This is a genomic window from Alcanivorax sp. DG881 (assembly GCF_000155615.1).
Lineage (GTDB): Bacteria > Pseudomonadota > Gammaproteobacteria > Pseudomonadales > Alcanivoracaceae > Alcanivorax.
In genome coordinates this window covers 3,486,944-3,508,087 of the sequence record NZ_DS989915.1, presented here as the reverse complement: position 1 = coordinate 3,508,087, position 21,144 = coordinate 3,486,944, and the positions used below count along the sequence as shown (strand labels likewise).

General features: G+C 59.2%; 23 protein-coding genes and 1 tRNA gene. 4 read left to right on the top strand and 20 right to left on the bottom strand.

Features of this window, described 5'->3' with window-relative positions:
• Nucleotides 1-13: 13 nt before the first annotated feature.
• Genes ADG881_RS15830 through dapA form a run of 3 tightly spaced genes read right to left on the bottom strand, consistent with a single transcriptional unit; the run spans nt 14 to nt 2,285 of the window.
• Nucleotides 14-787, bottom strand: a complete 774-nt coding sequence (locus tag ADG881_RS15830; RefSeq protein WP_007149632.1) for an MBL fold metallo-hydrolase — start codon at nt 785-787, stop codon at nt 14-16.
• On the bottom strand, nt 787-1,404 hold the full coding sequence (gene bamC / locus ADG881_RS15825; RefSeq protein ID WP_007149399.1) for an outer membrane protein assembly factor BamC: 618 nt from the start codon (nt 1,402-1,404) through the stop codon (nt 787-789). Before bamC ends, ADG881_RS15830 begins: the two co-directional genes overlap by 1 nt.
• Complete coding sequence (dapA, locus tag ADG881_RS15820; RefSeq protein ID WP_039926965.1) at nt 1,401-2,285, bottom strand: 4-hydroxy-tetrahydrodipicolinate synthase; 885 nt, start codon at nt 2,283-2,285, stop codon at nt 1,401-1,403. Before dapA ends, bamC begins: the two co-directional genes overlap by 4 nt.
• A gap of 350 nt (nt 2,286-2,635) precedes the next feature.
• On the opposite strand from dapA, the gene ADG881_RS15815 reads away from it, so the two are divergent.
• Complete coding sequence (locus ADG881_RS15815) at nt 2,636-3,163, top strand: glycine cleavage system protein R (protein WP_007150867.1); 528 nt, start codon at nt 2,636-2,638, stop codon at nt 3,161-3,163.
• A 66-nt stretch (nt 3,164-3,229) separates the two neighbouring features.
• Nucleotides 3,230-3,718, top strand: coding sequence for a thioredoxin-dependent thiol peroxidase (gene bcp, locus ADG881_RS15810; protein ID WP_007148353.1), 489 nt, complete (start codon nt 3,230-3,232; stop codon nt 3,716-3,718).
• Nucleotides 3,719-3,793: 75 nt separating this feature from the next.
• Here bcp and ADG881_RS15805 read toward each other — a convergent pair whose 3' ends face one another.
• Together ADG881_RS15805 and ADG881_RS15800 are read right to left on the bottom strand one after the other, a co-directional pair.
• Complete coding sequence (locus ADG881_RS15805) at nt 3,794-4,885, bottom strand: AI-2E family transporter (protein ID WP_007148403.1); 1,092 nt, start codon at nt 4,883-4,885, stop codon at nt 3,794-3,796.
• Nucleotides 4,885-5,166: a sulfurtransferase TusA family protein gene (locus ADG881_RS15800; protein ID WP_007150804.1), complete on the bottom strand. Its 282-nt coding sequence runs from the start codon at nt 5,164-5,166 to the stop codon at nt 4,885-4,887. Before ADG881_RS15800 ends, ADG881_RS15805 begins: the two co-directional genes overlap by 1 nt.
• A 107-nt stretch (nt 5,167-5,273) precedes the next feature.
• Here ADG881_RS15800 and ADG881_RS15795 point away from each other — a divergent pair, with 107 nt between their 5' ends.
• Entirely contained in the window at nt 5,274-6,710 is a 1,437-nt protein-coding gene (locus ADG881_RS15795; protein ID WP_230457748.1) for a M48 family metalloprotease, read from the top strand.
• A 138-nt stretch (nt 6,711-6,848) separates the two neighbouring features.
• Here the strand turns inward: ADG881_RS15795 and nadA are convergent, their stop codons facing one another.
• The 7 genes from nadA to ADG881_RS15760 form a co-directional block, all read right to left on the bottom strand.
• Nucleotides 6,849-7,898: a quinolinate synthase NadA gene (nadA, locus tag ADG881_RS15790; protein WP_007149878.1), complete on the bottom strand. Its 1,050-nt coding sequence runs from the start codon at nt 7,896-7,898 to the stop codon at nt 6,849-6,851.
• Between the two features lie 166 nt (nt 7,899-8,064).
• On the bottom strand, nt 8,065-9,369 hold the full coding sequence (locus ADG881_RS15785) for a cyclopropane-fatty-acyl-phospholipid synthase family protein (protein WP_007151075.1): 1,305 nt from the start codon (nt 9,367-9,369) through the stop codon (nt 8,065-8,067).
• A 26-nt stretch (nt 9,370-9,395) separates the two neighbouring features.
• Nucleotides 9,396-10,175 (bottom strand): DUF1365 domain-containing protein, encoded by a 780-nt coding sequence (locus ADG881_RS15780; protein WP_007148437.1) that lies wholly within the window; start codon nt 10,173-10,175, stop codon nt 9,396-9,398.
• A complete protein-coding gene (locus tag ADG881_RS15775) occupies nt 10,175-11,443 on the bottom strand; it encodes an NAD(P)/FAD-dependent oxidoreductase (RefSeq protein ID WP_007149524.1) in 1,269 nt (422 codons plus the stop codon). The genes ADG881_RS15780 and ADG881_RS15775 overlap by 1 nt, the downstream gene beginning before the upstream one ends.
• On the bottom strand, nt 11,440-12,945 hold the full coding sequence (locus ADG881_RS15770; RefSeq protein WP_007150446.1) for a deoxyribodipyrimidine photo-lyase: 1,506 nt from the start codon (nt 12,943-12,945) through the stop codon (nt 11,440-11,442). The genes ADG881_RS15775 and ADG881_RS15770 overlap by 4 nt, the downstream gene beginning before the upstream one ends.
• Entirely contained in the window at nt 12,942-13,844 is a 903-nt protein-coding gene (locus ADG881_RS15765) for a MerR family transcriptional regulator (RefSeq protein ID WP_007148678.1), read from the bottom strand. Before ADG881_RS15765 ends, ADG881_RS15770 begins: the two co-directional genes overlap by 4 nt.
• Complete coding sequence (locus ADG881_RS15760) at nt 13,841-14,851, bottom strand: DUF523 and DUF1722 domain-containing protein (protein WP_230457747.1); 1,011 nt, start codon at nt 14,849-14,851, stop codon at nt 13,841-13,843. The genes ADG881_RS15765 and ADG881_RS15760 overlap by 4 nt, the downstream gene beginning before the upstream one ends.
• Before the next feature lie 224 nt (nt 14,852-15,075).
• Between ADG881_RS15760 and ADG881_RS15755 the strand changes: the two genes are divergently transcribed.
• Nucleotides 15,076-15,468 (top strand): DUF2493 domain-containing protein, encoded by a 393-nt coding sequence (locus ADG881_RS15755; RefSeq protein WP_007148944.1) that lies wholly within the window; start codon nt 15,076-15,078, stop codon nt 15,466-15,468.
• A gap of 91 nt (nt 15,469-15,559) precedes the next feature.
• Here the strand turns inward: ADG881_RS15755 and ADG881_RS15750 are convergent.
• The 8 genes from ADG881_RS15750 to tolR all read right to left on the bottom strand — a co-directional run bounded on the left by ADG881_RS15750 (nt 15,560) and on the right by tolR (nt 21,144).
• A tRNA-Lys gene (locus tag ADG881_RS15750) sits at nt 15,560-15,635 on the bottom strand.
• A 72-nt stretch (nt 15,636-15,707) separates the two neighbouring features.
• Nucleotides 15,708-16,376 (bottom strand): 7-cyano-7-deazaguanine synthase QueC, encoded by a 669-nt coding sequence (gene queC / locus ADG881_RS15745; RefSeq protein WP_007150225.1) that lies wholly within the window; start codon nt 16,374-16,376, stop codon nt 15,708-15,710.
• 71 nt (nt 16,377-16,447) lie between these two features.
• Nucleotides 16,448-17,089, bottom strand: coding sequence for a 7-carboxy-7-deazaguanine synthase QueE (gene queE / locus ADG881_RS15740; protein ID WP_007148848.1), 642 nt, complete (start codon nt 17,087-17,089; stop codon nt 16,448-16,450).
• Nucleotides 17,090-17,190: 101 nt separating this feature from the next.
• Nucleotides 17,191-17,943 (bottom strand): tol-pal system protein YbgF, encoded by a 753-nt coding sequence (gene ybgF / locus ADG881_RS15735; protein ID WP_232211737.1) that lies wholly within the window; start codon nt 17,941-17,943, stop codon nt 17,191-17,193.
• 15 nt (nt 17,944-17,958) lie between these two features.
• Nucleotides 17,959-18,531: a peptidoglycan-associated lipoprotein Pal gene (pal, locus tag ADG881_RS15730; protein WP_007150084.1), complete on the bottom strand. Its 573-nt coding sequence runs from the start codon at nt 18,529-18,531 to the stop codon at nt 17,959-17,961.
• 45 nt (nt 18,532-18,576) lie between these two features.
• Nucleotides 18,577-19,881: a Tol-Pal system beta propeller repeat protein TolB gene (tolB, locus tag ADG881_RS15725; RefSeq protein WP_007151225.1), complete on the bottom strand. Its 1,305-nt coding sequence runs from the start codon at nt 19,879-19,881 to the stop codon at nt 18,577-18,579.
• 14 nt (nt 19,882-19,895) lie between these two features.
• Complete coding sequence (gene tolA / locus ADG881_RS15720; RefSeq protein ID WP_007148516.1) at nt 19,896-20,714, bottom strand: cell envelope integrity protein TolA; 819 nt, start codon at nt 20,712-20,714, stop codon at nt 19,896-19,898.
• Nucleotides 20,707-21,144: a protein TolR gene (gene tolR, locus ADG881_RS15715; protein ID WP_039927546.1), complete on the bottom strand. Its 438-nt coding sequence runs from the start codon at nt 21,142-21,144 to the stop codon at nt 20,707-20,709. The genes tolA and tolR overlap by 8 nt, the downstream gene beginning before the upstream one ends.

Sequence of the window (21,144 nt, the reverse complement as noted above, 5' to 3'; positions counted from 1 at the left end):
ACTCAGGTCAGTATTAATGTACTTGCAGCCAGTCAAACCCTTCCGTCTGGCTGGCAACGCCAATTCGCTCACGCCCCTGGGTAATCACCCGTTCGACCGCATCCAGTGCGTGCCGGGACGTGTTGTTCTGTTCGCTCAGGTGCGAAAGCACCAGATGTTGCAGGCGGTCCACATTGGCCTGGCGCAGCAACGCCGCCGCCTGATCATTGCTCAGATGCCCCAACATACCACCCACGCGCCGTTTCAACGATGATGGATACGGCCCCGACGCCAGCAACTGCGGGTCGTGATTGCATTCCAGTACCAGCGCATCACATTCCCGGTAAGCATCCACCACGTGGGGAGTAATTGCCCCCAGGTCCGTCAGCACCCCCACGGTGCGCTGCTGCCAGGAAAAACGGTACTGACAAGGTTCGCGGGCATCGTGGGGCACCAGCACCGGCAGAATTTCCATGGCGCCCAGGCTAAACGCCCGGCCGGGGCGAACTTCCTGCCAGTCGGCACCTTTCAGCGTCGCGCGCTTGTCGTGCACGGCACTGGCGGTGCCAAAGGAGCTATACACCGGACAGCCCACCTTGCGGGCCAGCGCCCCGGCGCTGCGAATATGATCACCATGTTCATGGGTAACCAGAATCGCACTGAGCTGATCCGTTGCCAGCCCCAGCCTCCCCAGCCGCGCCTCGGTTTCTTTCACCGTGAAGCCGCAATCAATCAGGACCAGGGTATCGTCAGCCAACACCAGCGTGGCATTACCTTTACTGCCACTGCCCAGTGACGCCAGCTGCATTAATCGAGCTCGTCGTAAATTCGCTCGAGAATGGCCAGCCCCGGGGTTTTCTCCACCAGCGCGGTGCCTTTCTCGTTAAGCACTGCCACCTGGATACCGTTGGTGGTGTGGCTCAGTTTCAGCTGTGCTTCACGGGCCCCGAGTTCATAACGGTTGGGCACCTTGAGATAGAAGATACCCACTTCGCGATCGCGGTCACTCACCTTCAAGTCGGTCTGCTTCAGGGCATCCCCCACGTATTCCCACGCCCAGGCATAGCGGGTGGACATCATGATAATCGGGTAGCCGTTACCATCACGGCCCAGCAACGCCTTGGCGGACTCCCCCTCCGGCGCAGGTTCGTCGTTCTCTTTGTCCGGGGCATTACCCAACACCACCAGTTGCGGCGGGCGAGGTGGCTGAAAACGGTCTTCATCCTCACGGGGGGCGGTCAGCCGTTCATCCTGGCGAGGCACCGCATACAGCGGCTGCTCACCAATAAAAACGCCACCTTCCGGCACCTTGATCGGATCGGTCACCGCTGCTTTGCGATATTCCAGACTGCTATCCGGCAACCAGCTACAGCTGGCAACCATCAGGGCGAGCATAAGTGGTGCAAGCAACGCCGCTTTCTTCATTTAACCTCCAGCAGGCCGCACTGGCGCATGGTTTCACGCAACCGCGGCTGGGCCGCTTCTGACAGCGATACCAGCGGCAGCCGGATACCTGCGTCAATCAGCCCCATTTCAAACAGTGCCCATTTTACCGGGATCGGATTCGCTTCAATAAACAGATCACGGTGCAGGGGTTCAAGTTCCGCATTCAGCGCACGGGCTTTATCTGCATCCCCGGCCAGGGCCGCCTCACACATGGCAGCCATTTTCGCCGGAGCCACGTTGGCAGTCACAGAAATATCGCCATGGCCGCCAGCCAGGATAAAGTCCAGGGCAGTGGCGTCGTCACCGGAGTAAAGCATGAAGTCATCACCGCAACGCTCACGGATTTCGCGGGCACGCTCCAGATTCCCGGTGGCTTCCTTGATGCCCACAATGTTAGGCACCTTGCTCAAGCGCTCCACGGTCTCCGGCAACAGGTCGCAGGACGTCCGGCCGGGCACGTTATACAGGATTTGTGGGATATCCACGGCACGGGCTACCGCCAGAAAATGCTGATACAGGCCTTCCTGGGGGGGCTTGTTGTAGTAAGGGGTCACCAGCAGACAAGCATCCGCACCATCCCGTTTCGCGTCGCGGGTCAGGCGAATGGCCTCTTCGGTATTGTTGGCGCCGGTACCGGCAATCACCGGAATGCGCCCCTTGGCCAGTGCCACCACTTCACGGATCACACTGTCATGCTCTTCAAAGCCCAGCGTGGCGGATTCACCCGTGGTGCCCACAGCCACGATGGCGTGGGTGCCCTGCTCTACATGCCAGTTAACCAGCGAGCGCAAACGCTCCCAGTCCACGGACCCATCTGCACGCATGGGGGTCACCAAGGCCACTATGCTGCCGCGAATCATGCCTGTCTCCTGTTGTGCGCAAACGCTGTGCGCCAATTAACCGCGACGCTTCCTGCCAGCAGGCGCTATCGTCGACTGAAGGGCGCTATGGTAAACCTCGCCCCCAAGGCGGACAAGACGCGAGTCCCCCGTTTCCCCCTGCAAAAGCAAGAGGAAGCGAAAAACGGCAACGCCTTGAGGGCCCAGGGTTAAGACCACCCACACCGGCAAGTGTTCAGTACTGGATGAACTGGGTAGACTGATTGGCCACACACGCCCCTGCAGAGGGCGAATGCAGCCCGGCATGCCGATGTCTATTCCCCGGTATTGCAGGGCCATAAACAAATGGCCACCACTGATGGAGAGCAGCCATGGACCAGTTGATTGTCATTTCTGCCCTGGGCACGGACCGGCCCGGCATAGTGCAGGCCCTGTCCAAGGCCGTGCTGGAATACGATGGCAGCATCATGGATTCGCGCATGACGGTGCTGGGCGGCGAATTTGCCGTGCTGATGCTGGTCGCCGGCAGCGCAACCACCCTGGACAACCTGGAAGCCGGGCAGCAGCAACTATCCGAACAACTGGACCTGCTGATCACGCTCAAGCGCACCCGCGCCCCGGATGCTCGCCCTGCCGCCCTGCCCTATGAGGTAGAGGTCGTCGCCATGGACAACCCCGGCATCGTCCATGAAATCGCCAATTTCTTTTCCGCGCGCAATATCAATATTGATGATTTACATACCGGCACCTACGCTGCGCCCCACACCGGTACCCGCATGTTCAGCCTGCAGCTGGTCCTGAGCATGAGCGCGGAGCACTCCGTGGCCCAGTTACGCGATGCGTTCCTGGATTTCTGTGAAGCGCGCAACCTGGACGCCACCATGACACCGAAGCGTTAAAATCCGCAGCACGCTTCACGCAGCAAGCAAAAGACATCAACCAAAACAAGGGAAACAGACGCAGACATGGCACACCCCAAGATTGGCAATCTGGCCCCCAACTTCAAACTGCCGGATCAGGACGGCAACCTGATTGAATTGCGATCCTTCAGGGACAAGAACCCGGTGGTGATTTTTTTCTACCCCAAGGCCCTCACCCCAGGCTGTACCACCCAGGCCTGCGGCATTCGCGATACCAAGGCCGAGCTGGAAACGCGCGGCGTGGTTGTGTTCGGCATCAGCCCGGATGCGGTTGCTCGCCTGCCCAAGTTTATCGACAAGCATGACCTGAACTTCACCTTGCTATCCGACGAAGATCACGCCACCGCCGAGAAATACGGATGCTGGGGCATGAAAAAGTTCATGGGCAAGGAATTCATGGGGCTCATCCGCACCACGTTTATCGTCGGCAAGGATGGCAAGTTGCTGAAGGTGATGGACAAATTCAAGACCAAGTCCCATCACGAGGATCTGCTGGCAGAACTGGATGCGCTGGGGATTACACCTAACGCCTGATGCCCAACGCCTGGCGCCATGCAGTGACGCAAGCGTGGTGTTTTTCGTCTTCCGGCGTCAGGCGTCAGGCGTTTATCAGGCCTCTGGCTGCGCCTCCAGCTTCCCGGGAGAATAATCCGCCTGCCGGGGCCAGGCGTTGATCACCGCCTTGATCAGCGTGGCCAGCGGGATGGCGAAGAACACTCCCCACAGCCCCCACAGCCCACCGAACAGCAGAATCGCGGTAATAATCGCCACCGGGTGCAGGTTCACCGCCTCGGAAAACAGCAGCGGCACCAGAATATTGCCGTCAATGAACTGGATAATGCCGTACACGATCATCACCAGGGCGAAATCGCCGCCCCAGCCAAACTGCACATAGGCCACCGCGGCCACCGGCAAGGTCACCACAGTGGCACCAATATACGGCACCACCACCGACAACCCCACCAGCACCGCCAACAGCACCGCGTAATTCATGTCCAGCAGCACAAAGGCAATAAAGGTCGCCCCGCCCACCAACAGAATCTCAATGGCTTTGCCCCGCACATAGTTGGCAATCTGGCCATCCATTTCCTGCCATACATGGGAGAGGATCCGCCGCTTGCGGGGCAGAAAACCCAGCATCCAGTTCACCAGGGTTTCCCGGTCCTTCAGGAAGAAGAACACCAGCAACGGCACCAGCACCAGGAACACCATGATTTCCACCAGGTTCGGGATCGACGCCAGCGACAGGGTCAGCACCCCTTGCCCGGCTTCCGCCACTTCCCGCTGAATCACCGCAACAATGGAATTCACCTGTTCCATGGAAATGATTTCCGGGTAATGCGCCGGCAACCCCCGCAACCAGATTTCCCCGTTCTTGAGCACATGGGGCAACTGGTCCTGAACCAGCAGCACCAGCTGCCGCCAGACCATGGGCAACAACACGACCAACGTGGCAATCAACAGCCCCATAAACAGCGTGAACACCAGCCCCACCGCCAGCATGCGTTTCACACCCCGGCGCTCCAGCGCCCCCACCAGCCCCTGCATCAGGTAAGCGACCACCATGGCCGTGAACACCGGAGCCAGCATGCCGCCGAAGAACGCGATGGTCAGACCAATGACCAATAGCAGGACAACCAGATACACCGCTTCTTCATCCGAGAAGTAGTTATCGGCCCAGTTTCTCAATATGCGTAGCATCAAGGCTCCTGTGTGCCGCAGCGGATAACAAAACAGTAGCGGCCTTTGCTTTCCTGCATGCGAACTAGCTCATGACAGGATTGTCTCAGATAGGCAGGGATATCACTGGCTGAGCCGGTGTCCGTGGCGATCACTTCCAGTACTTGCCCGGCGCGGAGTTGCCGTAACGCCTGCCGGGTTTTCAATAACGGCAGTGGGCATTGTAACGTGGAGGCATCCACATGGAGATCAACCATTTGTTCGGATACAGGGTTTTCAGTCATTGTAATCGCTTCATTCATCGCCGCCCTGACGGCATTATAGTCACAAGCCGGGCATTGAATCAGTGCCCGCATAGTGATACCCGGAATTTCATGACCCGTTACTCGTCGCTGGACGGAGCCACAACTTGTTGACGCTGTTTTTACGTACTTTTTTGCTGTTCGGCTGCTGCTGGCTGGCCAGCCCGTCCGCCGCCGATGACAACCTGCCGGTACTCGGGGACCCCACTGCCGCACTGATGTCTGCCGATCAGGAATACCGCCTGGGTCGGGCCTGGCTGCGCGGCCTGCGCGGACAGACCTCCATCATGTCCGATCCCATGGTGCAGGAGTACGTGGAAAGCCTGGTCTATCGCCTGGCGTCCTACAGCGACCTGAAAGAGCCGAACCTGGATATCGTGGTCATCAACAGCCGCCAGATTAACGCCTTCGCGGTGCCCGGCGGCGTCATCGGGCTCAACGCCGGCCTATTTCTGAATGCGGACAGCGAAGACGAAGTGGCCGGGGTGGTTGCCCACGAAATTGCCCACGTGAGCCAGCGGCACTTTGCCCGCCGCTATCTGGATTCGAAAAAAATGAACACCGCCGTGCTGGCCGCCATGCTGGCCAGCCTGGCCGTGGCCATTGCCGGTGACGGGGAAGCGGGCATGGCCGGCATTGCCGCCACCCAGGCTGGTGCCATTCAGGCCCAACTGGCCTACTCGCGCCAGAATGAACGGGAAGCCGACCGCGTGGGCATGCAGACCCTGGCGGCCTCCGGCATGGACCCGGGCGCCATGCCACGTTTTTTCGAACGCATGCACGATAGCCAGCGTTTCTCCGGCGATCCACCGGAGTTCCTGCTCACTCACCCGGTGACCGAAAGCCGTATTGCCGACAGCCGGGCACGGGCTCGCACCCTGCCCCCGGCACGGCTGTCGGTATCCACCGGCTTTCTGCTGGCCCAGGCGCGGCTCAAGGCAGGCTTCATCACCTCTGATGATCAGGCCATTGAATACTTCAAACGCTACAGCAACGAGCGCAGTGCCCTGGGTCTGAAAGCGGCGCGCTATGGCCTGGCCCTGAGCTACCTGCGAGCCAACCATTACGATCAGGCCCGGGAGTTGATGCAGGGACTGGCCGACCAGTATCCCGACGAACTCTGGTTCCGTCTGGGACTGGCAGAGGTGGCGCTGGATGAAGGTAACTACCCACTCACCATTCAGGAAACCGAGTGGGTACAACGCATTTCTCCGGACAACTACGCGGCGTCCATCCTGCAGAGCAAGGCTTATCTGCGCAGCAAGCAGCCGGAAAAGGCCCTGCCGCTACTCAAACCGCTTGTCCATGAGCACGCCAATGATCCGCACATCTGGGACCTGGCCGCGGATGCCTACGGCAACAGTGGCGATACCGTGCGCGCCCTGCATGCCCGCGCCGAAAGCCAGTTTCTGCGCGGCAACGACCCCAAGGCCCAGCAACAAATGCGTTATGCCCTGCGCGATGCAGAAAATGACTTTGCCCTGTACAGCAAACTAAACGGGCGTTTACGGGAAATGAAGCGGTTATCCGAAGAGGAATTTTGATTAAGAGCGGGAATGAAGCGCTGGAATGAAGAACAAGGCACGAGAATCCGCCGGGCTTTCGCCTGTCGCCACTCGCACCCCGTAACCGCCTGACCCAGCAACCTGTTACGCAGATCACCTGGTCAGGCCCGGGTTATTCTACCCTTTCAGGGATTGACCGAAATCAAGCATGCGGTTTAGCGGCACCATGGCTTTCTCTGCCAGGTCCTCGTCCACAAAAATCTCTTGGCCCATGCCGTTTTCATCTTCCAGCACCGCCAGCATGTTCTGCAGGCCATTCATGGCCATCCACGGGCAGTGGGCGCAACTGCGGCAGGTGGCGCCAGACCCTGCAGTCGGCGCTTCAAGGAAGGTTTTTCCCGGCGCCAATTGCTGCATCTTGTAGAAAATGCCTTTGTCTGTAGCAACAATAAAGGCGTCGTTATCCATTTCGCAGGCGGCCTTGATCAGCTGCGACGTGGAACCCACCACATCCGCCATGGCCACCACTGACGCGGGAGATTCCGGGTGCACCAGAATGGCCGCATCCGGGTACGCCGCTTTCAAGTCGTGCAAGCCTTTGGCCTTGAACTCTTCGTGCACGATGCACGCGCCGTCCCAGCACAGCACGTCGGCGCCAGACTTGTCGCGCACATAGCCACCCAGGTGCTTGTCCGGCGCCCACAGGATTTTTTCACCGTTGCTGTCCAGGTGTTCGATCAGCTCCACAGCAATGGAGGAGGTGACAACCCAGTCAGCGCGGGCTTTCACTGCAGCAGACGTATTGGCGTAAACCACCACCGTACGGTCCGGGTGCTGGTCACAGAAGGCGGAGAATTCGTCTTCCGGGCAACCGATATCCAGCGAACAGGTGGCTTCCAGTGTCGGCATGAAAACACGCTTTTCCGGGCTGAGGATCTTGGCGGTCTCTCCCATGAACTTGACCCCGGCCACAATCAGCGTGGACGCGGGATGGTCTTTACCGAAACGGGCCATTTCCAGGGAGTCGGAAACACAGCCACCGGTCTCTTCCGCCAGCGACTGGATCTCGGGATCTGTGTAGTAGTGCGCCACCAGCACCGCATCGCGCTGACGCAACAGCGCCTTGATCCGGTCACGATAGGATGCACGCTGCTCATCGCTGAGCGTGTCGTCCGGCTCCACCTTGGCCAAGTGTGCCTGGACCCGTGCCTGTGCCTCTGCAGTCATTGCCTTACCGCCCGGGGTTTCCCCCTGATATCAACAACTTGGAAAGTTAATACGAAAAATAAGGCGGGCATAATACCACAACATCAAAGAACCGCTGAATCGCGGTCAATGACTCGCCCTGCAATGACTAAAATGGGCGCGTAGACGGTGCTTTTCAAGCCTTCCTTCAAGCCTGCGGGGAAGGCTTGCAGGAAGGCCGGTAGGCGGGACCGGCGGCCACCAGGTGTACCGTACTGATCGCCCGCTCCAGGAACGCCCCCTCGCAATAGCACAAATAGTACTCCCACATACGCACGAACCGCTCATCAAACCCCAGTTCCCGAATGCGGGACAGCGCACCATGAAAACGTTGCCGCCAGTGATTCAGGGTCAGGGCGTAATCGTGACCGATGTCATGCAACTCGGTGGCCACCAGGCGGGTATGGCGGGTCAGGTTATCGCACATCACCGACACGCTGGGCAGAAAGCCGCCTGGGAAGATATAACGCTTGATGAAATCCACCTGCTTGAGCGCGTAGTCAAAACGCTGATCCGGCACGGTGATCGCCTGAATCAGCAACAGCCCTTCCGGCTTCAAACGTTTGCCGAGCACATCAAAGTATCCCGGCAGAAATTCTGCCCCCACCGCTTCAATCATTTCCACCGACACCACACGATCGTATTGGCCGGTGAGTTCACGGTAATCCTTTTCCAGAATGGTGATGCAGTCATCCAACCCGGCATCGGCCACCTGTTGGCGGGCATAGCGGGCCTGCTCACGGGAGATGGTTGTGGTGGTAACGGTGACGCCATAATGCTGTGCCGCATGCAGGGCCAACCCACCCCAGCCGGTGCCAATTTCCAGCAGGGTCATTCCCGGCTGCAATTGCAGGCGCTGACAGATCAGCTCCAGCTTGTGCACAGACGCTTCTTCCAGAGACGCATCCGGGCGGGGAAACACCGCACTGGAATACATCATGGTGCGATCAAGAAACAGGCTGAAAAAGTCGTTACCCAGATCATAGTGGGCAGAAATATTCCGGCGGGAACCTTGCAGCGAATTACGGTTGTAGCGATGCAGCATTTTCAGCGCCGGCTTGGACAGGGCGGCAAAGCCGCCTTCCAGGGCTTGCATTGCATCCACATTGGCCGCGAAATAGCGAATCACCTTGATCAGGTCCGGGCTGGACCAGCCTTGCTCCATAAACGCTTCCGCCGCCCCCAGCGCTCCACCGCTCATCATCATGCTGTAGGTGCGCCAGTCGGCCAGCACGATGTGCCCCAGGTCGTTAGCCTCATTAGCCTGAGCATTATTGCCCCGCACCGCGGAGCCAAGCATGACCGTATTGCCATCCGGCTCATCGATACGCAGGCCACCCTGGGGCAGTTTCTCAAGCTGATTCAACACCAGCGCGCGCGCCACCGATTGCGGCCAACTCAGTGTGCCGGCCTGGTCACCTTTATTGTCAGAGGCTTTATCGCCAGACAGCATGTGTCTCACTCCCTGTTTCCTTGATCTCAGTCATCGCGCTTGCCAGCGGGGTGGCCATGGAAGACCGCCCCCTTGCGCCACAGTTTGAAGGCCTGCCAGTAAATGCGTTTCAGCGTGGCCAACCCCTGTGCACCAAACCGGAAAATGCCCTTGCCCATCATCGCCGGTTCTGACGCAAATAATTGCAATTTCACCCCGGCCTTGAAGACGGGAACCTGGTTATCCCGGTCCTCTAACCCTATTCGCAGATCGGGTAAGGCAACGTGAAGATCCCAGTGGTATTGCAGCAACATGGGCAGGAACGGCGAGACATGAAAGGCTTTGGGGTGATCGACCACCAGGGCGTCGTTATCACCACGAGAAAAGGTGAGCGGGTAAAAGTGGCGTTCCCGCCAGGGCGTATTCTGCACCTCGGCAATCATGCTGTCGGGCTGGCTTTGCCCTTCAGGAAAATGCAGGTACAGCACCAGAGGATTGAACAGGGAACCAAACGTACGCCACTGCCCCAGCATAAAGGTGCGCCCCCGGGACCAGTCCAACCCCAGAGCGACGGCTTTTTCCCGCACTTTTTCCGCCAGCGGAATGCAACGGCCATCCAGGTAATCCCGGTCACGAAACGTCACCGGGCGCCATGCCCGGCCCCAGGCCCAGTGTCGCCCCAGCAGCTCATCAATTTTTTCCAGATCGCACCAGACCATCCACAGCGGGTAGTCAAAGCGATGCGTAAAGGGTTGCAAGCGCTGATGCCAGACCCGCCCCTGGGCAATGGCACTGGACATTACCGCCTGCTCTGCCGAGGCACGCATTACGCAGCGCTCCCCGGCTGCGCTGCGCCAGCAATGCCTTCCACCACGTTCAACGCAGACACCACGCCATCTTCATGAAAGCCATTGCGGCACCAGGCACCGGCAAACCAGGTACCCTGTTTGCCGTTTTCTTTCAGCAATTGCTCCCGGGCCGCCACGGTGTGCGGAGTGAACAGCGGGTGCGCAAAACGGTAGCGTGCCAGGATCTTTTCTTCATCAATAAGATCGGTGGCATTGAGCGTCACACAGAACGTTTCCGGGGCACTGATGCCCTGCAGGATATTCATGTTGTAGGTCACCTGGACCCGCTCCTGATCCTGTTCAAACAGCAGAGCATTCCAGCTGGACCAGACCCGCTCGCGACGGGGCAAAAGCCGGGTGTCGGTGTGCAAGACCACCTCGTTATCCTGATAACCCAATTGCGACAAGGCATCTTTTTCTCGCGCATCCGGATCATCCAGCAATGCCAAAGCCTGGTTGCTGTGACAAGCCAGCACCACCTGGTCAAAGTGCTGCTCTTTGCCCTGTGCGGTGACGTGCACCCCGTGATGATCTCGACGTATCCCCTGCACCGGTGTGGCGACATGGAACGCGGCATCACAACCGTCCACCAGCGGCTGCACATATTGATTGGAGCCGCCCGGCACCACAAACCACTGCGGGCGATCATTCAGCGACAGCAGGCCATGGTTCTGGAAAAACTGAATAAAGAACCGGGCAGGAAACACCTCCATCTGCTCCAGCGAGCAGGACCAGATAGCGCCGCCCATGGCCAGAATATAATCCCGGGAAAAGCGCTCACCGTAACCGCGCTCGCGCAAATATTTCCCCAGCGGGATGTCTCCCTCTGCGCTATTGAGCAAGGCCGGCGCCTGCTTGTTGAATCGCAAGATGTCACCAATAAAGCGCCAGTGTGATGGACTGAAAAGATTGCGTTTCTGGGCAAACATCCCCCCCAGCCCATCGCCACAATATTCCAGCCCGTTCTTCTGGTCACTCACCGCAAAACCCATGGGCGTCGGCTGCCCCTGTATGCCCAGCTCATCCAGCAGGCGCAGATAGTTCGGGTAGGTGCGGTCATTGAAGACGATAAATCCCACATCAATCGCGTACTCCCCGTGGGGCCGGGAAACCGGCACCGTACAGGTATGGCCGCCCAGATAGTCATTGGCTTCAAACACCTCAACCTGATGGCCCGCTTTGGACAGGTACCAGGCGGCGGTCAGCCCACTGATCCCGGCTCCGACGATGGCGATACGCTGACTCATGCTTTTCCCTTTCCGGTGTTATCCATGTTGTCATCCATAGCCGAGCCCATGGATTGCTCCTGATCAAACTGTGTCTTTGCTGCCTTGAACGCGGTGGTCACCCGCTCACGCACCCCCGCATGGGGCACGATGGGCGGCGGATAATCCGGCGCCAGTAACGGTTGCTTCCAGGGCTCATGGATTTGCTTGCTATCCAAGCCTCGCAATTCAGGTACCCAGCGGGCAATGAAACGGCCCTCGCTATCAAAGCGCTGCCCCTGACGCACCGGGTTGAAGACCCGAAAATAGGGCACCGCATCCGTGCCCGCCGATGCGCTCCACTGCCAGCCACCATTGTTGGCGGCAAAATCCCCATCCATCAGGTGGGCCATAAAGAAGGCTTCTCCACGACGCCAGTCCAGCCAAAGATGCTTGCTGAGAAACATGGCTGTCACCATACGCAGCCGGTTATGCATCCAGCCGGTGGCAACCAGCTGACGCATGGCCGCATCCACCAGCGGGTAACCGGTACGCCCTTCGCACCAGGCGGCGAAGCGTTCGTCATCCTGGTCCCATTGCAACAGATCGGTCTCAGGACGAAATGCCTGCCCGCGGCTGACACGGGGAAACTGGGCCATGATCTGCCGATAGAAATCCCGCCAGGCCAATTCGCCGATCCAGCACGTGGCGCCGTCACGGCTCCCCGCATCCGCCATGGCCTGGCTTGCCGCACGGTAGCAGCTGGCCACGGACAAGGCCCCTGCGGATAACGCTGCCGACAAACCACTGGTGCCTGCAATATCGGGAAAATCCCGCTGGCGGCGATAACCCGCCAATGCCTGTTCCACAAACTGGTCGAGCTGTTGCCAGGCGGCTTCTTCGCCGGGCAACCACTGCTGCGTTAAGGCCTCAGGGACGCTCAAGGCTTTCAGGGCCTTGTCCACCACCGCAGCCCCGACAAAGTTACCGCGGTGATCAGATTCTGGCGGAGCCGGCGTCACCGCCGGGTGATGGTCCGCCATCCAGACATCCCAGCGTTTCTTGTAGGCACCAAACACCGTATAGGGCGTGCCTTTTCCGGTACGCAATGCAGCCGGCGGCACCAATACCCCGTCGTCGAATCCCTGCAGGGAAACGCCTTGCCCGCGCAACCGTTCCGCCACCGCCTTGTCGCGCTGTTTTTCGTTCAGGGGATACTCACGGTTGCAGTACAGGTGTGTCACGCCGTGCTCTTGGGCAAACTGCGCCAGCACCTCCGGCACGGCGGCAAAGGTATCCGCCTCCAGCACATGCAGATCAATCCCCCGGCGAGCCAGCGCCTCCCCCAGCTCACGGACACTTTCCAGCACATACCAGCGCCGTAACGGCGCCACTTGATGGCGGTCCCATTGCCCCTGGCACAGACAGTACACCGCCAGAGCACGTGGCCCGGACACGGCTTCCCCTGAGGATTCCGACAGGGCAGCCTGCAAGGGCGAATGCGCGGCCACACGCAGGTCATTGCGATACCAGACCAGGTTCATGTCGTGCTCCAGGAGTGTTGTAGCCGATCCAGTTCGCTCAGCAGCGCCTGCCGGCGGCCGGTGAGCAGTGATACCTCTGCCGGCAATGGCAGCTGAGAAACATCCATTCCCCAGCACGCTTCGGCAAGGCCGCGGGCGGACGCGACGCCCATTTGCTGGTGCTCTGCCGCCGTCGGCCAACGATCCAGCACCCACAGCACGCCTCCACCCCGCTCGGCCAGCCCTTCGAACACGCTGCGCAGCTCGCCGGCAGACAGGTTTGACCCCAAACACCAGAGCGGACGGTTCAATACCATCGCCAACTCCAGAGCCGGCAAGGCGCCGCCCACCGGCACCAGCAGCCAGCCCGCTTGCCGGCGGCGTGGCGCCAGCGACAACGCCCGCGACGACCACTTGGCCACCAGCACGCTATCCAGCACGGTCAACAGCCCGCCCAGCGACGGGGTGGCCGCCAGTTGCGCCCGCAACGGATCACAAAACTGCTCCAGCACCAGTGCATGGCTGTAATCGTTCAACAACCCGTTGAGCAATTGCTCCAGACGGCGGGTATTAAGCGATTCCAGCGCTGCCATGGCCGCAGTGGCAGCCTCCTGCCAGGGGCCATCGCTCGACTCATAGCGAGCACTGGCCGCCGTGTCCGGCTGGGCCAGCAAGCCGCTCACCTGACTAATCGGCACGCCCCGCTCCAGCCACTGCTGAATCTGCTGGATACGGGCCATATCAGCCTCGCTGTAACGCCGGTGCCCCTTCTCGGTCCGGCCAGGGGACAGCAAGCCATAGCGGCGCTCCCAGGCCCGCAGGGTGACCGCTGGAATACCACAGCGCGTGCTGACCTGCTGAATACTGACGCCATCGGCTTGCGGAACAAACAGCGGGGAAACCTCCACCGAGTCACTCATACCCGGTTTCTCAGGCCCAGCGGATCGGGGTACGGCGACAGATAACGCTGCTGGGCCAGGTACGGCTGGTCCGTTTTGCGCAGCGCCCCGCGCAGCAACGTCATCGGCACCACCAAGGGCACCTCTTCACGCAGGTAAGCATCAATCTGCTCGTTGATCAGTGCCCGGTCCGCATCTCCCAGGTCCTGGCGCAGAAACCCGGCCAGGTGCTGCAAGGTATTCACATGCGCCCCGCGGGAGACCCGCTTCTTCATGGCGGTCATAACCGCCTGGATATAATCCCGGGCAATGTCCTCCAGGGGGCGCGCCTTCATATCCGCCAGCATGGGGCCCAATTCACGGTAGGTTTTCTGACAATGGGCCAGTAACTGGAATTTGTGCCGGCTGTGGAAGGCAATCAGCTGCTGGGCGGTAAGCCCCCGCTCCATCATCTGGCACCAGTCGTCATACAGAAAAACGCGCTCAATGAAATTCTCCCGCAGGGTCGCATCATTCAATCGCCCTTCTTCTTCCAGCGGCATCAGCGGGTAGCGCTCTGCCAGCGCCGCCGCGAACAACCCGCTGGCATCACGGCGCTGCACATTGCCGGCAGCGTTATAAACACGAATTCGCTCCATGCCACAGCTGGGGGATTTGGCCATCAGGATATAACCGCGCAGGGGAGCCAGAGACGGCAACGTACGGTCAATGAAATCCTGCATCAGCGCGGTGCAGTCACGCTCGCCATCCGTGGTCAGCAGGCGCAGGGCCTCGCTGCCCGGCTCCTGTTCTGCCTGGGCAGGCTCGACAAGATGCATGGCCTTGCGCGGCGCCGGCATCCCCGCCCCCATTTCGGGGCACAGCGAGCGGAATTCAAAGTACGACGACAGCACCTCGGTACAGTAGCGGGAATGCTTATGCCCCTTGTCATGGCGCACCTCCAGGCCCATCAGACAGGCACTGATCCCCACCGGAATACGCATCCCGGGCAACGTCGACAACGATGATGATGATTGAGCACTGTCCATGGAGCGACCTCACTGGTTGCAGGAAAGAGCATCACGGTGCATGGGGCCCTTTCAGGTTGTACACGAAGTAAATCTTGTACAACTTTAACCTGTCACTCTGTCAACGACCTGTGAATGCGGCTATCCATCTATCCATCACGTGCCTGCAAGACAACAATCACAAAGGTGCAATCGCCGGGCCCTATGCTTATACTTCCCGCAACACTGACATTATGGACAGTATAATGCGTATTCTTGTCTGCGGTGGCCGCGATTTTGACAACCATGCCCTGCTGGAGCAGACCCTCTGCCGCCTGCACCGGGATGACACCCTGAGCCTGTTGATTCACGGCAACGCCAGCGGCGCCGACCGCCTGGCAGGCCAGTGGGCCCACAACCACGGCATCGACCAGGTGAGCTACCCCGCCAACTGGAAAGCCCACGGGCGGGCCGCCGGCCCCATGCGTAACCGCCGCATGCTGCATCATGGTCGCCCACAGGGCGTCATCGCCTTCCCTGGCGGGCGCGGCACTGCACACATGGTGGAGCTGGCTGAATTGGCCGGCCTGCCTGTGTGGAAGCCCGCCGAGGAACACGACAACCGCTTGTTTCAACGCACTGGCGAACTGCAGCGCTGATCGATCGCTGCCCGCACGGAACATCGGAGGGAGAGAGAAGCTGGGAGGCTGAAACGAAAAAGGGCCCGCCGTAGGCGAGCCCTTTTAAATATGGTGGGTCGTGCTGGATTCGAACCAGCGACCAATTGGTTAAAAGCCAACTGCTCTACCAACTGAGCTAACGACCCGCTCCCGAAGGAGGCGCAAATAATACGGATTTATTTCTGGGTGACAAGGGGTTAACCGAAATTTTTTCCGCTTTATTGATAGTTTGTTGGATCTTTAACCAATGCATCCTCGAACCCCTGGCTGCGCAAGCGGCAACTGTCGCATTTGCCACAGGCATTGCCATTCTCGTCAGCCTGATAGCAGGACACCGTGAGCCCGTAATCCAGCCCCAGCGCTACCCCCTGCTGAATAATCTGCGCCTTGCTCAGGTGCATCAACGGGGTCTCGATCTGCATCGGCCGGCCTTCCACCCCGGCCTTGGTGGCCAGATTGGCCATGGACTGGAACGCCTCGATAAACGCCGGGCGACAATCCGGGTAACCGGAATAGTCCACCGCATTCACGCCAATAAAAATGGCTTGTGCATCAACCACTTCCGCCAGGCCCAACGCCAATGACAGGAACACGGTATTGCGCGCCGGCACATAGGTCACCGGAATGCCCTCACCGCCATCTTCCGGTACATCGATGGAATGATCCGTCAGCGCAGAGCCGCCAATATTGCCCATGCCCAGCTCGATAACACGGTGGCTCAATGCCCCCAGCGCCCCGGACACCTGCACCGCCGCATCCAGCTCCGAACGGGTACGCTGGCCATAATCGAACGCGATGGTATGGCATTCATAGCCCTGGTCCCTGGCAATGGCCAGGCAGGTGGCTGAATCCAGGCCACCGGATAGCAGCACCACGGCTTTCTTCATGGCAGGCTCCTTGTTTACTCTTCGTTTTCGGTTGTTGCGGTTGATATCAGGGGTTTTGCGTCTCGCGCCTATCAACGCCCCCGGGCATCATTCCAAAGGTATTTATGCAGCTGTAACTGAAAACGGACCGGTAAGCGGTCAGCCACAATCCAGTCCGCCAATTCTCCCGGCGCCAGACCGTCCTGCACCGGCGAAAACAGCACATCGCTGACCCGTTTATGCAGCTGGTGCTGGTCCAGCATGAAACGCGCCCAGTCATAGTCCTTGCGGTCCGCCAGCACGAACTTCACCTGATGGTGCGCCTTGAGCAGGGGGATATTCTCCAGACGATTGTTGTGCTGTTCCCCAGAGCCCGGCGCTTTCAGGTCCATGACCACAGAAACGCGCTCATCCACTCCGGCAATATCCATGGCGCCACCGGTTTCCAGGCTCACCTGGTAACCGTCATCACACAGCGCCGTGAGCAACGGCAGGCAGTTCGGCTGGGCCAGCGGTTCGCCACCGGTCACCGTCACGTATTGCGCCCCATGGGCGGCTACCTGCTCGCGAATCGCCGCCAAGGTCCATTTCTCCCCCCCGGAAAAGGCATATTCCGTATCACACCAGACACAGCGTTGCGGGCAGCCGGTCAGGCGCACGAAGACCGTCGGGCGGCCCACGGTACGGGATTCACCCTGTAGGGAATGGAAAATTTCGGTAAGACGGAGTTCCACAACATCTCCTGAGGGCCCCTTAATCGTCGGTTGGGGCGGAAATGCGCGGATTCTATCACCTTTACCGGCCTCTGTGCCGCCGGTAAAGGGACAGGAAGGTGCTACGGGTTGAGCTGGTCCAGCAGGCTCTTGGCCTGGCCGGCTTCGCTGCTATCCGGGTATTGCTTGATCAGCTTGTGCAGATTGACCTTGGCGGGCGAAACCTCACCGGCCTTGGCCTGCATGACGGCCAGAATATAGAGGCTTTTCGGGGCCTTGCTATGGTCCGGGTAATCGTCGGCCACCGCCTGAAAATGGCCTTCCGCCTTCTTCAAGTCCGGCTCTTTCTGGTCACTGTATAGCTTGCCCGCCCAGAAATGGGCGTTGGCCCGGGACATTCCCTGCGGGAATTCACCCAGATACGCCTCGAAACCGGCAATGGCACCCTTGAAGTCACCACTGACCAATTTGTCCTTGGCAGCATTGTAGGCGGCACGGTCCGCTTCCGGGTCATTATCCCCTTCAGCGCCGTCCTCTGGCTGCTCGGTCTGTCCCCGTTCAGCCAGCGTATTAATTCGGGTATCCAGATCCAGATAACGCTCACGCTCGGCTTCCTTGAGAGTGGAAAGCTCGTGGCGCAACTCTTCCAGCTGACCCTGCAGCTGCTGAATCTGTTCTTCAAACTGTTGCTGCTGTTGCATCAACACCATCAACCCATCCTCGTTCACCGCAGCAGACGGTGTGGAGGTATTGCGCATTTGGGATTGCGCCTGGGCGAGGCTACGCTCTTCAACGGCCAGCGGCCCAGTGCTCTGTGCATGCGCACAGAACACCAGGGAGCTGAGCATCGCGCCTGCGAGCAGGCGCGCTGTCATCACTACCTTCATGCCTTACGGACGGCCGGACAGGTAGTTGATTTCTACGCGGCGGTTTTTGGCCCAGTCCATTTCACCGTGGCCAAAGGCTGCCGGCTTCTCTTCACCGTAGGAAACGATTTCCAGCTGTGAGGAAGCAACACCTTGTACGCGCAGGAACTTCTCTACCGCTTTGGAACGACGCTCGGACAGAGCAACGTTGTATTCACGGGTACCGCGCTCATCAGCGTGACCTTCCAGACGAATTTTCGCGTTAGCGTTGTTCTTCAGGTAGGTCGCGTGGGCACGCAGGGTTTCGAAAGCCGCAGCCGGAACGGTGTTGCTGTCGAACGCGAAGTAGATAACGCGAGAATCGGTAGTACCGTCGTAGTTGGACGGATGGTTGTAGAAGTTGTCAGCAGTCAGCGGGATGCTGCTGGTGTCCGGCTTAACCGGCTCTGACGGCTCAACCGGAGTGACCGGAGAAGTGTCAGTCTGCTGAGACATGTTGTCAGTCGCAGAAGTATCGTCTTCAGTCGGGGTGCTGGAACAGGCTGCCAGGGCAGCTGCCAGCACAATGGCAAACAGCGGGTTAAGTAATGAACGCATGCGAAAAGCTCCTATAATTTCCTAGTATTGGACTCCGAGAACCACTCAGAGGAACGGCGACCATGCCGGTTCTCTGACTTCCCCTTCCTTCGACGGCAGCTCAACTTTCACTCTGCCATCGATGGATACGGCTTCCAGAACCCCCGTTCCCCCGTGTTGCGTCCCGTAAATTACCATACTTCCATTGGGTGCAACACTGGGCGATTCATCCATATCGGTGCGGGTCACAATATTGAATGTGCCGCGCTGGAGGTCCTGCACACCGACATTGAAATTTCCATTTCGTCGATGCACATAAACGAGATAGCGGCCATCGGGGGTCACATCCGAGCGCGCATTATAGGCGCCCTGGAACGAAACCCGCCGGACCGACTTATCATTTATGTTCAGTTTATAAATCTGTGGGCCACCGGAACGGCTGGAGGTGAACACCAGATGTTCGCCATCGGGCAACCAGCGCGGCTCGGTATCAATGCCGTAATTGTTGGTTAGCCGGGTCAGCCCCTTGGTGGACAGATTTAGCATATAAATTTCGGGGTTACCGTCACGCGACAGCGTCAGAGCCAGCTTCTGGCCATCCGGCGACCAGTCCGGGGCGCCGTTGATGCCACTGAAACTGGACACTTTTTCGCGCTCGGTGGTGGCCAGGCTGTGAATATAAATGGCCGGGCGTCCCTGATCTTCAAACGATACGTAAGCAATTTTCCTGCCATCCGGCGACCAGGTGGGGCTCATGATCGGCTCTTTACTACGCAGGATCGTGGTGACCCGGTGCCCATCTGCATCCGCATACTGCAGCTGGTAGGGATTGGCGTCATGGCGATTGTGCGTCACATAAAGAATCTTGGTGGAGAAGGCGCCGGGAATACCGGTGAGCTGCTCATAAATACGGTCACTGATGGCATGGGCCACATCACGCAGCTGCGACTCGGGCGGGCGATAGGTTTCCGACATCAGCTTTTTCTGCCGGGCCACATCGAACAGCGCATAGCTGACTTCATAGCCACCGGTTTCCTGAGCCTTCATGCTGCCCGTAATCACGTATTCCGTGCCCAGCACCTTGAAGTCCCGGTAGATCATTTCCTGTTCATTACGGGGCCGGCTGAGCATATCTTCCGGGGGCAGCGGCTTGAACTGACCGCTGCGATGCAGGTCGGCCTGCACAATCTGGGAGACATCTTCGGGGGCATTTTGTGCGCCATCAAAAGGCACGACCGCGATCGGCACCGCGTCCACGCGCCCTTCTGTTACCTTGATCAGCAACTCTGCCTGGGCATTTACCATCCACAGGGCTGCCATCAGGGCGATACTGATTTGTGTCCACACTTTGCGTTTACAGGCTTGCTGCATCCTTAACACACCTATCATTGTGCAACTCCAGGATCAAATTCGATCACCAGTGAGCGAAACTGTTCGTTAAACAACTGGCCATCCGGTACCGGTAACGGACTGGCCAGCTTGACGGCATTCATGACCGATTCGTCGAAATCCGGGTAACCACTACTTTGTGCCACCGATACATTGATCACTTCACCGCCCGGGATCATCTGTATTTTTACCCGCGTGGTGATGTCATCCCGGTTACGGTAATTGCCGGGAATCCGCCAACGCTGCCCCACATGGGCGGCGATGGCATCGGTAAAACTGGCCACTTCGGCATCAGCCTGGTCCGCATTGCTGGCCGCTTCCTGATCAGGCTGATCGGACGCCTTGCTCTGCCTGTCCATTTCCAGCTCTTCCTCGGCCAGCATTTCTTCCACGCTGGGAGTGTCAATGTCGGGCACTACCGGTTTTGGATCCGGTTTGGGCGCTGGCTTCGGGTCCGGCTTCTTCACCGGATCCGGTTTTTTGTCCGGCGCAGGCTTGGGTTTTGGCTCAGGCTTGGGCGTCGGTTTCGGCGCGGGTTTGGGCTTCGGCTTTGGCTTGGGCTCCGTTTTCGGTTCAGGCTTTGGCTTGGGCTTGGGTTTCGCAGCAGGCTTGGGCGTTGGCTTCACTTCCGTTTTCGGCTTCGCCACCGGCGCTTTCTGCTGCTTCGACCGTTCCACCATGGTGGCCTTTACATGGGGCGGCACCACCGGGGCCTTGTGCAGGGACGGGTCCGTGCTCCAGCTGAACACCAACAACCCGAACACCAGCAGGTGGATAAACAGCGTGAAAAGCACCCCAACGCGGCGATCACTCATTGCGTCCCTGCGGTTCCGTCACCAACCCAAGCTGGGAAATACCCGCTTCCTGTAACGCGCCCATCAGCGACACCACCCGGGCATAGGCCACGTTGCCATCGCCTTCCACCAGAAACAGGGTGGACGGCTTGTGCTTGTGGATACGCAGCACATGGCCTTTCACGGTTTCCAGGCTGGAGGACTTCTGGCTGTCGCCACCCACATCAATGAAATAGCTGCCATCGGCGGTAACGGAAATGATCACCGGTTCGTTCTTGGTGGTATCAATGGGATCGCTGTTACTGTCCGGCAGGTCCACATTGATGCCCTGGGTCATCATCGGCGCCGTGGCCATGAAGATCACCAGCAACACCAGCATCACATCGATGTAGGGCACCACGTTCATCTCGGCAACGAGCTTGCGCGGCACCCGTATCTTTACGCCGCTCAT